This window comes from Pseudomonas sp. Ors-4-3C (assembly GCF_055755035.1).
Genome location: NZ_CM146900.1, coordinates 4,719,976 through 4,734,177 on the forward strand (window position 1 = coordinate 4,719,976; position 14,202 = coordinate 4,734,177).

14 protein-coding genes are annotated in these 14,202 nt (G+C 61.1%); 5 read left to right on the top strand and 9 right to left on the bottom strand.

Annotation, left to right across the window (positions count from 1 at the left end):
* Positions 1 to 21: 21 nt before the first annotated feature.
* Complete coding sequence (locus tag ACVHNU_RS21300) at positions 22 to 783, bottom strand: YdcF family protein (protein ID WP_103486247.1); 762 nt, start codon at positions 781 to 783, stop codon at positions 22 to 24.
* Positions 784 to 887: 104 nt separating this feature from the next.
* The gene (locus tag ACVHNU_RS21305) at positions 888 to 1,211 is read right to left on the bottom strand and encodes a hypothetical protein (protein ID WP_003228531.1); all 324 of its coding nucleotides are present in this window, start codon (positions 1,209 to 1,211) and stop codon (positions 888 to 890) included.
* 255 nt (positions 1,212 to 1,466) lie between these two features.
* Between ACVHNU_RS21305 and leuS the strand changes: the two genes are divergently transcribed.
* From leuS to ACVHNU_RS21330, 5 genes are all read left to right on the top strand, one after another.
* Positions 1,467 to 4,073, top strand: a complete 2,607-nt coding sequence (gene leuS / locus ACVHNU_RS21310) for a leucine--tRNA ligase (protein WP_473018264.1) — start codon at positions 1,467 to 1,469, stop codon at positions 4,071 to 4,073.
* An 88-nt stretch (positions 4,074 to 4,161) separates the two neighbouring features.
* Complete coding sequence (locus ACVHNU_RS21315; protein ID WP_003228533.1) at positions 4,162 to 4,767, top strand: LPS-assembly lipoprotein LptE; 606 nt, start codon at positions 4,162 to 4,164, stop codon at positions 4,765 to 4,767.
* Positions 4,768 to 4,806: 39 nt separating this feature from the next.
* Positions 4,807 to 5,844, top strand: a complete 1,038-nt coding sequence (gene holA / locus ACVHNU_RS21320; protein WP_473018265.1) for a DNA polymerase III subunit delta — start codon at positions 4,807 to 4,809, stop codon at positions 5,842 to 5,844.
* 199 nt (positions 5,845 to 6,043) lie between these two features.
* Entirely contained in the window at positions 6,044 to 6,208 is a 165-nt protein-coding gene (arfA, locus tag ACVHNU_RS21325; RefSeq protein ID WP_003228536.1) for an alternative ribosome rescue factor ArfA, read from the top strand.
* 61 nt (positions 6,209 to 6,269) lie between these two features.
* A complete protein-coding gene (locus ACVHNU_RS21330) occupies positions 6,270 to 7,592 on the top strand; it encodes a lytic murein transglycosylase (RefSeq protein WP_400507145.1) in 1,323 nt (440 codons plus the stop codon).
* Between the two features lie 126 nt (positions 7,593 to 7,718).
* Here the strand turns inward: ACVHNU_RS21330 and ACVHNU_RS21335 are convergent, their stop codons facing one another.
* From ACVHNU_RS21335 to mltB, 7 genes are all read right to left on the bottom strand, one after another.
* Positions 7,719 to 8,669: a S66 peptidase family protein gene (locus ACVHNU_RS21335; RefSeq protein ID WP_103520825.1), complete on the bottom strand. Its 951-nt coding sequence runs from the start codon at positions 8,667 to 8,669 to the stop codon at positions 7,719 to 7,721.
* A 127-nt stretch (positions 8,670 to 8,796) separates the two neighbouring features.
* The gene (gene lipA, locus ACVHNU_RS21340; RefSeq protein ID WP_160768663.1) at positions 8,797 to 9,795 is read right to left on the bottom strand and encodes a lipoyl synthase; all 999 of its coding nucleotides are present in this window, start codon (positions 9,793 to 9,795) and stop codon (positions 8,797 to 8,799) included.
* Between the two features lie 25 nt (positions 9,796 to 9,820).
* On the bottom strand, positions 9,821 to 10,468 hold the full coding sequence (gene lipB, locus ACVHNU_RS21345) for a lipoyl(octanoyl) transferase LipB (protein WP_226501060.1): 648 nt from the start codon (positions 10,466 to 10,468) through the stop codon (positions 9,821 to 9,823).
* Positions 10,468 to 10,743 (bottom strand): DUF493 domain-containing protein, encoded by a 276-nt coding sequence (locus ACVHNU_RS21350; protein WP_473018266.1) that lies wholly within the window; start codon positions 10,741 to 10,743, stop codon positions 10,468 to 10,470. The genes lipB and ACVHNU_RS21350 overlap by 1 nt, the downstream gene beginning before the upstream one ends.
* A gap of 86 nt (positions 10,744 to 10,829) precedes the next feature.
* Positions 10,830 to 11,987 carry a D-alanyl-D-alanine carboxypeptidase family protein gene (locus ACVHNU_RS21355; RefSeq protein ID WP_003228546.1) on the bottom strand — a complete coding sequence of 386 codons (1,158 nt, stop codon included), beginning with the start codon at positions 11,985 to 11,987 and terminating at the stop codon, positions 10,830 to 10,832.
* Between the two features lie 187 nt (positions 11,988 to 12,174).
* The gene (locus ACVHNU_RS21360) at positions 12,175 to 13,185 is read right to left on the bottom strand and encodes a septal ring lytic transglycosylase RlpA family protein (RefSeq protein ID WP_007960588.1); all 1,011 of its coding nucleotides are present in this window, start codon (positions 13,183 to 13,185) and stop codon (positions 12,175 to 12,177) included.
* Positions 13,185 to 14,195 (bottom strand): lytic murein transglycosylase B, encoded by a 1,011-nt coding sequence (gene mltB, locus ACVHNU_RS21365; RefSeq protein WP_007960589.1) that lies wholly within the window; start codon positions 14,193 to 14,195, stop codon positions 13,185 to 13,187. Before mltB ends, ACVHNU_RS21360 begins: the two co-directional genes overlap by 1 nt.
* Positions 14,196 to 14,202 lie beyond the last annotated feature (7 nt).

The following is a 14,202-nucleotide window of genomic DNA, read 5'->3' on the forward strand; positions in this document are numbered from 1 at the left end:
GCCTGACTGCCACTGAGTGATTCAGCGGTAAAACAGCGAATACCCCACCTGCCCCACCGCCTCATTCAGCAACTGTCCGCTCTGCCAGATCGATTTGAACTCCGGCAGCCAGCCACCAAACGGTCGTGCATTGTCGGTCCCGAGAAACCCTACGGGCGCCGGCACCACTTCAAACCCTGCCTGCTGAAAACACCAGACGGCGCGCGGCATATGCCAGGCCTGGGTCACCACCACGACGCGTTTGATCCCCTGTGGCAGCAACATATCGGCGCTGAATTTGGCGTTCTCCCATGTGGTACGGCTCTCGCCTTCCTGCCAACGCGTTGTCACGCCGAAATCATCGCGCAGCGAATCGGCCATCAGCTTCGCTTCCGTCGGCGGTGTGCCGTAATGCAAACCACCACTGGTCAGGATCGGCAAGCCAGACGCCTTGGCCAGCCGCGCGGCGTAGCGCTGACGCTCCAGTCCAACGCCGGTCGGCTGATCCTCGCCCCAGGCCAGATCGCCGCGCTCACGCCCGGAACCCAATACCACGATGGCGTCAGCCCGCTGCGCCAGCATCGACCACGCGTCACGGGGCAGCGGCGGCTCACGCTCCAGCGCCTTGGCGCCCCACTGCACCACCACTGGCAGGCTCATCAGCCAGAAACCACCCAGGCCAATGGCGAAACACGCAGCGGCCAGCCGCGGTCGGGAGCGGCGCAGCCACCAGGCGACCAACAACAGCAGCAAAAGAATGCCGGGCGGCAATAAAAGTTGTTTGATGAAGTAACGAAAAGGCATCGGGGCATCTCCAGAGATGCCCGAAGCCTAAGAGTGTTAATAGAGCGTTACAACCGATAGGGTCGGATCCTGTTGAAAAAGATCCGTTTCCTGCTGCCTTGCGCTTACTTGGCCTGCAAAGAGCGAACCTTGATGGTGTCTTTGCCGGGCGCCTTGTCCTTGAGCCAGATGACCTTGGCCGATTGTGGTGCATCGAGCTGCTTCACTGCCTGAGACAAGCTTCCATGCGTTTCACGTTCACAGCGATCCAGGTAGGCCTTGACCAGTTTGAACTCGGCGGGGCTCAAGCCACGCAATTCCAGTTCCAGGGGGCGCTCGTCGCGCAGCCGGCCAGCGGTTTTGGCAGCGTCGAGGGCCATGCCCAGACGATCCATCAACCGTTCGTACAACTCGGGTTTCGTCACGTTTTTTTGCCGTTGCTCCACCATCCCTCACCTCATTGAAGATAAGACTCACTCCCCAATAAGAGCTTAGCTTCGCTGCACAAACCGGCTGAACGCCGCGACCAACGGCCCTCGCCACGGTTTTCCGGGGCCAGACAGCTGTAATCAGGGTTTCCCTAGGCCAAGCGCGGTCATGTATGCTACGGCGCTTCCTGTAATTCCACTTCCAGCTTGTCCGGAGCATCCCCGGAGGGCGCGTTGAAGAGGATTAGGCCACCCCTATCCAGTACAAAAGTAGCCATGCACGAACAATATCAGCCCCGTGAAATCGAAGCCGCCGCCCAGTCGTTCTGGGACGAGCAAAAGTCCTTTGAAGTCAGTGAACAGCCAGGCAAGGAGACCTACTACTGCCTGTCGATGTTCCCTTACCCCAGCGGCAAGCTACACATGGGGCACGTGCGCAACTACACCATCGGCGACGTGATCTCCCGCTACCAGCGCATGCAAGGCAAGAACGTTCTGCAACCGATGGGTTGGGACGCCTTCGGCATGCCGGCGGAAAACGCCGCGATGAAGAACAACGTGGCACCCGCCAAGTGGACCTACGAAAACATCGCCTACATGAAGTCCCAGCTGCGCAGCCTGGGCCTGGCGGTGGACTGGTCCCGTGAAGTGACCACCTGCAAACCGGATTACTACCGTTGGGAACAATGGCTGTTCACCCGCCTGTTCGAAAAAGGTGTGATCTACCGCAAGAACGGCACCGTGAACTGGGACCCGGTCGACCAGACCGTTCTGGCCAACGAACAGGTGATCGACGGCCGCGGCTGGCGTTCCGGCGCGCTGATCGAAAAGCGCGAAATCCCGATGTACTACTTCAAGATCACCGCCTACGCGGATGAGCTGCTGGAGAGCCTCGACGAACTGACTGGCTGGCCGGAACAGGTCAAGACCATGCAGCGCAACTGGATCGGCAAGTCCCGCGGCATGGAAGTGCAGTTCCCGTACAACGTCGACTCGATCGGCGAAGCAGGCACCCTCAAGGTCTTCACCACCCGTCCGGACACCCTGATGGGCGCAACCTACGTTGCCGTGGCAGCCGAACACCCGCTGGCCACCCAGGCCGCGCAGAACAATCCTGAGCTGCAAGCGTTCATCGCCGAATGCAAGGGCGGCAGCGTCGCTGAAGCCGACGTCGCCACTCAAGAGAAGAAAGGCCTGCCGACCGGCCTGTTCGTCGAGCATCCGCTGACCGGTGAAAAACTCCCGGTATGGGTCGCCAACTACGTGTTGATGCACTACGGCGACGGCGCGGTGATGGCGGTTCCGGCGCACGACGAGCGCGATTTCGAATTCGCCCACAAGTACAACCTGCCGGTCAAATCGGTGGTGCGCACCAGCTCCGGTGACACCAACCCGGCTCCGTGGCAAGACGCCTACGGCGAGCACGGCACGCTGATCAACTCCGGCGAGTTCGACGGTCTGGACTTCGCTGGCGCGTTCGATGCCATGGAAGTTGCACTGATCAAGAAAAACCTCGGTGCCTCGCGCACCCAGTTCCGCCTGCGCGACTGGGGCATCAGCCGTCAGCGCTACTGGGGCTGCCCGATCCCGATCATCCACTGCGCCACTTGCGGTGACGTGCCGGTCCCGGAAGACCAGTTGCCGGTGGTTCTGCCGGAAGACGTGGTGCCGGACGGCGCCGGTTCGCCGCTGGCGCGCATGCCGGAATTCTACGAGTGCAGCTGCCCGAAATGCGGCCAGCCTGCCAAGCGTGAAACCGACACCATGGACACCTTCGTCGAGTCGTCCTGGTACTACGCCCGCTACGCTTCGCCGCACTTCGAAGGTGGCCTGGTGGAAAAATCCGCGGCTGACCACTGGCTGCCGGTGGATCAGTACATCGGCGGTATCGAACACGCGATTCTGCACCTGCTGTACGCGCGCTTCTTCCACAAGCTGATGCGTGACGAAGGCCTGGTCAGCTCCAACGAGCCGTTCAAGAACCTGCTGACCCAGGGCATGGTGATCGCCGAGACTTACTACCGTCGCGAAGCCAACGGTGCCTACACCTGGTTCAACCCGGCGGACGTGGAACTCGAGCGTGACAGCAAGGCCAAGGTCATCAGCGCCAAACTGAAATCCGACGGCCTGCCGGTGGAAATCGGTGGCACCGAGAAAATGGCCAAGTCCAAGAACAACGGCGTCGACCCACAGTCGATGATCGATCAGTTCGGCGCCGACACCTGCCGCCTGTTCATGATGTTCGCTTCGCCGCCGGACATGAGCGCCGAATGGTCCGACTCCGGCGTGGAAGGCTCGCACCGCTTCCTCAAGCGCGTCTGGCGTCTGGCTCAGGCCCACGTCACCCAGGGCCTGCCGGGCAAACTGGACATCGCCGGCCTGAACGACGAGCAGAAAGCCGTGCGCCGCGCCATCCACCTGGCCATCAAGCAGGCCAGCCATGACGTCGGCCAGAACCACAAATTCAACACCGCCATCGCTCAGGTGATGACGCTGATGAACGTGCTGGAAAAAGCCGCGCAAGGCACCGAGCAGGATCGCGCACTGATTCACGAAGGCCTGGAAGCCGTTACGCTGCTGCTGGCTCCGATCACGCCGCACATCAGCCATGAGCTGTGGAATCAACTGGGCCACGCTCACCCGGTGATCGACGCTGGCTGGCCAGCGGTTGATGAAAGCGCCCTGGTGCAGGACAGCCTGCAACTGGTCATTCAAGTGAACGGCAAGCTGCGTGGCCAGATCGAAATGCCGGCCAGCGCCACTCGCGAGGAAGTCGAAGCGGCAGCCCGCGCCAACGAAAACGTGCTGCGTTTCGTCGACGGTCTGACCATTCGCAAAGTGATCGTTGTACCGGGGAAACTGGTCAACATCGTCGCCAGCTAAATTGGATTGGGCGTCAGGTTCGCCTGACGCACTGTAAAACCTTTCGGGCCGCAGTGTCGGCCCACATGGTTTCAAGGGGAGCAACACAATGATCAAACGCAATCTGCTGGTGATGGGCCTCGCTGTTCTGCTGAGCGCCTGCGGTTTCCAGCTGCGTGGCACTGGCACCACCGAACTGGCAATCAAGGAACTCGACCTGAGCGCCCGCAACGCCTATGGCGAAACCGTCACCCAGCTGCGTCAGGTGCTGGAGTCCAGCGGCGTCAAGGTCTACAGCGGTGCACCGTACAAGCTGTATCTGGCTGACGAGCAGGAAAGCCAGCGCATCCTCAGCTACGCCGGCGCCGGCCGTACTGGCGAATACCAGGTCAACACCGTGCTGAACTACAACATCGTGGGCGAACACAATCTCAACCTGTTGAGCGACAAGCTTGAAGTACAGAAAGTGTTCATTCACGACGGCAACAACCTGGTCGGCTCCGATCAGGAAGCCAACGACGCCCGCAACGAAACTCGTCGCGAGCTGGTTCAGCGCATGATGCTGCGCCTGCAACAGCTGACTCCGGGTCAACTGGAGAAACTGCAGCAAGCGGCCAACGATCGCGCCCGGGCTGAAGCCGATGCCCTGAAAGCGGCACAGAAGGCTGAAGCGGAAACGCCGCGTCAGTCGCCGCTCGAACTGCCGCAGCAGTAAGACGTACGGGGCGCTCAGGCGCCCCGTTCGCCCTCTCTTATGAAGCTCGCTCCCGCTCAACTCGGCAAACACCTGCAAGGCGCTCTTGCGCCCGTCTATATCATCAGCGGCGATGACCCGCTGTTGTGCCAGGAGGCCGCCGACGCCATCCGCAGCGCCGTCCGCCAGCAAGGTTTCGACGAACGCCAGGTGTTCGCCGCCGATGCCAATTTCGATTGGGGTACCTTGCTGCAGGCCGGCGCCAGCATGTCGTTGTTCGCTGAAAAGCGCCTGCTGGAGCTGCGTTTGCCCTCGGGCAAACCCGGTGACAAGGGTGCTGCCGCGCTGATCGAATACTGCTCGCGCCCTGCCGAAGACACTGTGCTGCTGATCAGTCTGCCCAAGCTCGATGGCAGTGCGCAGAAGACCAAGTGGGGCAAGGCGCTGGTCGAAGGCCAGCAAACCCAGTTCATTCAGATCTGGCCGGTGGATGCCAATCAGCTGCCGAGCTGGATTCGCCAACGCCTCTCGCAGGCCGGATTGTCGGCCAGCCAGGACGCGGTTGAACTGATCGCCGCGCGCGTCGAGGGCAACCTGCTCGCCGCCGCGCAGGAAATCGAAAAGCTCAAGCTGATGGCCGAAGGTGGGCAGATCACCGTCGAAACCGTGCAGGCCGCGGTGGCCGACAGTGCGCGCTTCGACGTGTTCGGCCTGACCGACGCCGTGCTCAACGGTGAACCGGCCCACGCCTTGCGCATGCTCGAAGGCCTGCGCGGTGAGGGTGTCGAGCCACCGGTGATTCTCTGGGCGCTGGCGCGGGAGTTGCGACTGCTGGCCAATATCTCGCTGCAGTACAGCCAGGGCACACCACTGGACAAGTGCTTCAGCCAGGCAAAACCACCGGTCTGGGACAAGCGCAAACCGCTGATGAGCAAAGCCCTGCAACGCTATTCGGCACAACGCTGGGCGCAGTTGCTGCTCGAAGCCCAGCGCATCGATGCGCAGATCAAGGGGCAAGCCGCCGGTTCGCCGTGGATGAGCCTGAGTCGGCTGGCGTTGTTGATGTCCGGCCAGCGTCTTTCACTGCCCGCCGAGTAAGACGTTCAACCGCATAACGCCCTTTCGCGAGCAAGCCCGCTCCCACAGTCGACCGAGTTCTATCATGTGAATGCGATCGACTGTGGGAGCGGGCTTGCTCGCGAAGGCGTCGGAATATTCCTACGCAATAGAGACTGGACAGACGCACGGCTTCGGCAGATTATTTCCCCCGCAACACCCACCCACCGAGAGATCCATCATGAGCAAAAAGCCATCGAAACATGGCCCCAACAAGGCCAAATCCATCATCGCCCAACCCCTGTTCCGCAGCCGCCAGGAACGACCAACCAAGGGCAAAGGCAGCTACCGCCGCGAAGCCTTCCAGTCTGATAGCTGGGAGGCTTCTTACTTTCTGGCTGCCTGAAGCACAGTACCCCCCGGTCATGTTAAGGTCTGCACCTGATTCGTATCCCCTGGAACTGTGCATGCCCTTCAGTCTTTCCCGTCGTTGGCCCGTTCGCCAACTGATCGCTGCCTCCAGCTTCATTCTGCTTGTCGCCTGCGCGGAAAAACCTACCGCCGCCGATGCGCAACCATTACAGACCGTTCCTGCAGTCACGGCCCCAGCGATCATCCCGCCGGTAGTGCCGTCCGCCGACTCTCTCGACTTGCAGCCAACCCAGACCTTTGCCGAATGGCAGGCAGGTTTCCGCAAGGATGCGCTGGCAGCCGGTATCCGTGCAGATGTGTTCGACCGCGCGTTTGCCAATGTCAGCTTCGATGCCAGCGTGATCAAAGCCGACCGCAGCCAGCCGGAATTTTCCCGTCCGGTATGGGAATACCTCGACGGCGCCCTGTCGCCGCTGCGGGTGCGCAAGGGGCAGGCGCTGATCAGTCAGTACGCCGACATCCTGCAAAGTATCGAACAGCGCTATGGCGTGGATCGCCAGGCACTGGTGTCGGTATGGGGCATGGAAAGCAACTTCGGTCAGTTCCAGGGCACCAAATCGGTGATCAACTCGCTGGCGACCCTGGCCTACGAAGGCCGTCGCCCCGCATTTGCTCATGCACAACTGATCGCGGCGCTGCAGATCCTGCAACAGGGCGACATCACGCCAGAAAAGATGCTTGGCTCGTGGGCGGGTGCGATGGGCCAGACCCAGTTCATTCCGACGACCTACAACACCCACGCCGTGGATTTTGACGGTGACGGTCGCCGCGACATCTGGGGCAGCCCGGCCGATGCGCTGGCCTCCACCGCGCACTACCTGCAAAGCTCAGGCTGGCAGCGTGGTCAGCCGTGGGGCTTCGAGGTGCAACTGCCGAGCGGTTTCAACTACACCCTGGCCGATGGCTCGATGCGCAAGACCGTTGCCGAATGGCGTCAACTGGGCGTGATCCTGCCCAATGGCGGTCAGGCCCCTGCCGGCTCGGAACAGCTGTCTGCCGCCCTGCTGCTGCCGGCCGGCTACCGTGGCCCAGCGTTCCTGATCCTCGATAACTTCCGGGCGATCCTCAAGTACAACAACTCGTCGTCCTATGCACTGGCGGTCAGTCTGTTGTCCGAGCGTTTCAATGGCGCAGGCCTGATCAATGGCACCTGGCCGAAAGACGACCTGCCACTGAGCCGTTCCGAACGCATCGAATTGCAGAACCTGCTGAGCGCGCGTAATTACGATGCGGGCACGGCGGACGGGATTATCGGCGCCAATACCCGCAAGGCGATCCGCAGTGCCCAGCAGTCGTTTGGCTGGCCGGCGGACGGGTATCCGACGCATAAGCTGCTTGAGAGCCTGCGCTCCCAATAGAAAGATCGTCGTATGGCTGAAGCCGCCTTCGCGAGCAAGCCCGCTCCCACATTGGTTCTGTGTACGACACGAATCAAATGTGGGAGGGGGCTTGCTCCCGAAGACTGACTCACTGGCAACCAAACCCTAGCGTTTGATCACTACATCCTGTTCCAACATCAATTCCTTCTTCCCGGCATCCAAGCGAACCAGCGCCCCCATCGGCAGCGTCAGGTTCGGATCACAATGCCCGCTGCGCCACCCCGACAGCACCGGAATCCGTAACGGCTCGAAGGTCTGCTTGAGCAAGCGATTCAACGCCTCGACATCCACCCCGGCGACATCCCCCACCAGCACACCGCGCAATCTGGCCAGCTTGCCAGCCAGGCGCATCTGCGTGAGCAAACGGTCGATGCGATACAGCGGCTCGTTGACGTCTTCGATCAGCAGAATCACGCCCTCGACGTCAATCTCATAAGGTGTGCCCAGCGTCGAGGCAATCATCGCCAGATTGCCGCCAAGCAAGCGCCCGTGAGCGATGCCGGGTTCGACCGTGGTCAATGGATAAGCCACCGGATGGCTCAACACACTCCCCGCCTTCAACTGACCGCGCAACATGGCGAAGAATGAGGTGACGGTGGGTGGCTCCTTGTCGCCCAGCAGGTCGGCATTGAGCAGCGGGCCATGGAAGGTCACGAACCCTGCGTAGCGACTGATCGCCAGATGCAGTGCGGTAATGTCGCTGTAGCCGACAAACGGCTTGGCGTGACGACTCAGCAAGTCGTAATCGATCCGGTCCAGCAGGCGCGGCGTACCGTAGCCGCCGCGCAGGCAAATGATCGCGTCGACTTCAGGGTCGACGAAAGCGGCGTGCAGGTCGTTGAGGCGCACGTCATCGCTGCCGGCCAGATAGCCGTCCTTCTCGTAGACACCGGGGAACACCTTCAGCGCATAGCCGCGGGCACGCATCCACTGCACAGCCTTGTCAGTGTCCAGCACGCCGGGGCCGGCGGGGGCAATCACGCCGATCTGCCCTTCGGACGGCAGCGCCGGCACAGGCTTATGCGGAAAAAGGGTGTGAGTCGGTCGAACGGTCATCCATGGGTCTCCCTGTGAATTCATGAACACACAGTAGTCAGGTACAGAGACAAACAAAAGAGTGCTCGGCAGGCCCAAACAAAAATACCCGCCGAGGCGGGTATTTTTGGAGGCAATCAGCGCCGGATCAGGAACCGAGCAGCTCGGCCTTGACCAGTTTCGCCTGCTCGTCCGCGTGATACGAAGAACGTACCAGCGGGCCGGAAGCAACGTTCTTGAAGCCCATCTTGTAACCTTCCTCGGCGAACCAGGCGAAGGTGTCCGGGTGCACGAAACGCTGCACCGGCAAGTGGCTGCGCGACGGTTGCAGGTACTGGCCGAGGGTCAGCATGTCGATGTCGTGTTCGCGCATGCGCTTCATGACTTCGATGACTTCTTCGTCAGTCTCGCCCAGGCCGAGCATCAGGCCGGATTTGGTCGGGATGTGCGGCATCATCTGCTTGAAACGTTGCAGCAGGGTCAGCGACCACTGGTAGTCCGAACCCGGACGCGCAGCCTTGTACAGGCGCGGTACGGTTTCCAGGTTGTGGTTGAACACATCCGGCGGCTCGGCGGCAGTGATTTCCAGGGCGATGTCCATGCGGCCACGGTAGTCCGGAACCAGGGTTTCCAGCTGCACGTTCGGCGACAGCTTGCGGATTTCGCGAATGCAGTCGGCAAAGTGCTGGGCACCGCCGTCACGCAGATCGTCGCGGTCAACCGAGGTGATCACCACGTATTTGAGCTTCAGGTCGGCAATGGCGATCGCCAGGCTTTCCGGCTCGTTGACGTCCAGTGGCTTCGGACGGCCGTGGCCAACGTCGCAGAACGGGCAGCGACGGGTGCAGATGTCGCCCATGATCATGAAGGTCGCGGTGCCGCCGGAGAAGCACTCGCCCAGGTTCGGGCAGGACGCTTCTTCGCAGACGCTGTGCAGCTTGTGCTTGCGCAGCAGGCTCTTGATCCGGTCGACTTCCGGCGAAACCGGGATGCGCACGCGAATCCAGTCAGGTTTCTTCGGCAGTTCGGTGGTCGGAATGATCTTGACCGGAATGCGTGCAACCTTCTCGGCGCCGCGCAGCTTGACGCCGGCTTCAACCTTGGGACGCGGGGCCGGGCGCTCGGTCACGTCGAGCGTCGGGATCATGGTTTGCACTGCATCAGTAGTCATATCAGTCGATTCCGCCCGTCAGGGTCGTCTGCTCAGCATAGTCGAGGTGTTTGACGAGCTGCGCGCGCAGCCGGGCACTTACCTCGGCAAATTCAATCGATCCTGCGTGATCGCTCAGCTGGGTCATCGCCAGCCCGGCATAGCCGCAGGGATTAATCCGTCGAAACGGCTCCAGGTTCATATCCACGTTCAGGGCCAGGCCATGAAAGGAGCAACCGTGGCGAATCCGCAAACCCAGAGAAGCGATTTTCGCTCCGTCGACGTAGACGCCGGGAGCATCTGGTTTTGCTACAGCGGTCACGCCGTAGCTGGCCAGCAGTTCGATCAGGCAGTGTTCCATGCGACTGACCAGATCACGCACACCAAAACCCAGCTTGCGCACGTCCAGCAACAGGTAAGCCACCAATTGGCCGGGGCCATGATAGGTCACCTGCCCGCCGCGATCGACCTGTACCACCGGGATATCCCCCGGCAGCAGCAAATGTTCGGCCTTGCCGGCCTGGCCCTGGGTGAACACCGGAGGGTGCTCGACCAGCCAGATTTCGTCGGCGGCATCGCTGCCGCGTTCGTTGGTGAAGCGTTGCATGGCATGCCAGACCGGCTCGTAAGCCATCTGGCCAAGTTCGCGAAAGCCCAGCGTGCCCGGCATCACAACACCATGTGTACGAAACCGGTCGCCCGCAGTTCGCTGTTGATGTTGTACAGCTGATCCTGATCGGTCGCGACGATGTGCAACTGGATGGTGGTGTACTTGCCGTTGGTGCTTTGACGTTCGACATCAAGCTTATGATTGATGTCCGCATGCTTCTCAACGATTGCGACGATCTTGTCCCTGTTCCCAACCCCTGTCTCACCGATCACTTTAATCGGGTAGTCCTTAGCGGGGAATTCGATCTTTGGCGCCTTTACTTCGGTATCGGTCATGGCGTAACGGCCTCGTAAGCGTAAGCCGTGGTAACGCACATGGCCCCGCGCCGGATCGGGGCGGGGCCATGCAGGTCAACACTCAATCAGTTGAACAAGCCGTAGAAGAATAGACGGATGCTATCCCACATGCGACGGAAGATACCACCCTCCTCGACAGCGTCCAGGGCGATCAGGTCGGCGCTGTGCACCACCTTGTCGTCCAGTTTCACTTCGACTTTACCGATCACGTCGCCCTTGGCGATTGGCGCGGTCAGTTGCGGGTTCATGGTCATGCTGGCAGCGAGCTTTTTCAGCTGGCCTTTTGGCAGGGTCATGGTCAGGTCTTCAGCCAGGCCGGCCTTGACTTGACTGGTGGTGCCTTTCCACACCGGGGCCTGAGCCAGTTCGGTGCCCTTCTGGTAGAAGGTCTGGGTTTCGAAGAAACGGAAACCGTAGGTCAGCAGCTTCTGGGTTTCAGCAGCACGGGCCACTTCGCTGTTGGTGCCGAACACCACGGCGATCAGACGCTGGCCATCACGCACAGCCGAGGACACCATGCAGTAGCCGGCTTCGTCGGTGTGACCGGTTTTCAGACCGTCAACGGTCTTGTCGCGCCACAGCAGCAGGTTGCGGTTCGGCTGCTTGATGCCGTTCCAGAAGAACTCTTTCTGCGAGTAGATCGCGTAGTGAGCCGGGTCTTCGTGGATGATCGCGCGCGCCAGGATCGCCATGTCGTGAGCCGACGAGTAGTGCTCAGGGTTCGGCAGACCGGTCGGGTTCATGAAGTGGGAGTTGGTCATGCCCAGATCGGCGACCGTCTTGTTCATCAGGTCGGCGAACGCGTCTTCGCTGCCGGCGATGTGCTCGGACAGCGCCACGCTGGCGTCGTTGCCGGACTGGATGATGATGCCGTGCAGCAGGTCGCTGACGGTTACTTGCGAGCCGACTTTGATGAACATCCGCGAACCGCCGGTACGCCAGGCGTTTTCGCTGACGGTCACCGGGTCGTTCTCACCGATCTGGCCACGACGGATTTCCAGCGTAGCGATGTACGCAGTCATCAGTTTGGTCAGGCTGGCTGGCGGCAGACGCTGGTCACCGTTGTTCTCCACCAGCACGTTGCCGCTGCTGGCGTCCATGAGCACGTAGGCTTTTGCAGCCAGTTGAGGTGGCGACGGCATCATCTCGGCCGCGAAGGCGGCTGGCGAGAGGAGCAGCGGGACTAGCAGACACAGGCGTTTGGCAAAGGTGGTGATGTTCATCCGTCTCTCGAAATCGCTAATGGAAACTTGCCCGAGGGCAAAACTATTCAGACAGCCTTCTAACGGGCCATCGCGTGTTCAGTTGCTCACTCCAGTCACCCTTGCCGGGCTTTTGTTCTTCGACGAGCCAACAACCTGGTTCACCCCCCAAAACCGCAAGTGAACCGTCAATCAAGTGCTACGTTTCTTACTCTGTGACCACACTCGGCGAACCGAGGTTGGCCAGGCGCACGCTGTTCTGCACCTGGGCGATTTCACCCGGCGAACCGATCGGCCCCAGGCGTACCCGGTGCAGGGTCTGCTGATTGCGCACGATCGAGCTGATGAACACCGGAGCGCTCACCATCCCGCTGAGCTTCGACCTCAGGAGTTCTGCAGCGTCCGGGTTGGCGAACGCGCCCACCTGCAGATACTGGCCAGACGCTGGTGCAGAAGCGTTTTTTTTTGCGCTGATCTGTACAGGTACAGTGTCAGAGGCATGTTGCTGCGGCGGCGGGGTCCACTGCTCGATGGTACCGGCCGACGCCGTGATCACCGGGGCGCTATTCTGCGCGACTTGCGGCTCGTTGAGCATCAAAGGCGCCGGACGGCCCTTCGCGGCCCACCATTGCTGCGGATCGATGCCCTCGACCTTGACCCGCGCGGTGCCGATTTCGGCATAACCGAGCTTCTTCGCGGCCGCGTAGGACAAGTCGATGATCCGGTCCGAATAGAACGGCCCGCGATCGTTGACCCGCAGGATCACGCTCTTGTTGTTGTCCAGGTTGGTCACCCGAACGTAACTTGGCAGTGGCAGAGTCTTGTGGGCGGCACTCATGCCGTACAGGTCATACACTTCGCCGTTGGCGGTGTTCTGCCCGTGGAACTTGGTGCCGTACCAGGACGCCGTGCCCGAGGCGACGTAGGTCTTGGATTCCTGCAACGGGAAATAGGTCTTGCCCAGCACGGTGTAAGGGTTGGCCTTGTACGGGCCGGTGTGCAGGGTCGGCGTGGCGTCCGGGATCCGCGAAACATCGACATCCCACCACGGCGCGCCGTCTTTGTGCGCGCGGTTGATGTCCAGCCCCGGCTGCGCACGTACGGCGGTAGACGAGGTCTTCTGGGTTGGCGCGCGGCTGGTCGAACAGCTGGCGACCAGCACCGCCAACGCGGCGAATGCCACCAGCTTCAGGGGTTTATTGATAGGCAATGCCCGCATTACTTGACGCCCCGTGCTTTTACCAGCTCTTCAGACAGTTGATGTACGGCCATGGCGTACATCACGCTGCGGTTATAACGCGTGATCGCGTAGAAATTCTTCAGGCCCATCCAGTATTCAGGGCCGTTGTCGCCTTCGAGGCGAAATGCAGTAACCGGCATATCATCGCGCAGCGCATCATGACTTGACCAGCCCAGCGCCCGCAACTCTCCGACCGTTTTCGTCGGCTCGATGCCGGTGGTCAGGCCTTCATCGACCTGCTCGCCGCGCACATCGGCGCGACTGACCACCGGTTCCCCGGCGACCCAGCCATGCCGTTTGAAGTAACTGGCCACGCTGCCGATCGCATCGTCCGGATTGGTCCAGATATTGATGTGACCGTCACCGTCGAAATCCACCGCATAGGCGCGAAAGCTGCTCGGCATGAATTGCGGCAAGCCCATCGCCCCGGCGTATGAGCCTTTGAGGGTCAATGGATCGACCTGTTCTTCACGGGCCAGCAGCAGGAACTCACGCAATTCCTTGCGGAAAAATTCGGCACGGGGAGGATAGTCGAAACCGAGCGTGGACAATGCATCAATCACCCGGTAATTGCCGGTATTACGTCCGAAAAAGGTCTCGACGCCGATGATCGACACGATGACTTGTGCCGGTACGCCGTATTCCTGCTCGGCACGGGCCAGTACGGCCTCGTGCTGGCGCCAGAAGTCCACACCACGGGCGATGCGCGCGTCGGTGATGAACATCGGGCGATATTCTTTCCACTGTTTGACCCGCTCGGCGGGTTTGGAGATGGCGTCGAGAATCGCCTGCTTGCGCTGGGCCTCGCGAAACACCGCCATCAGTTGCTCACCGGCAAAACCGTAGTCGCGGGTCATTTCACCGACGAATTCGGCCACCTGCGGCGAGCCTTCGTAATCGCCGGCCAACGCTTCCTGCGCGCTGCCAAGGATGCCGACCAGGCCGACCCACGGCGCGTAACGAGTCGCCCAGCTGCGCATGACTTGCATTGAACTC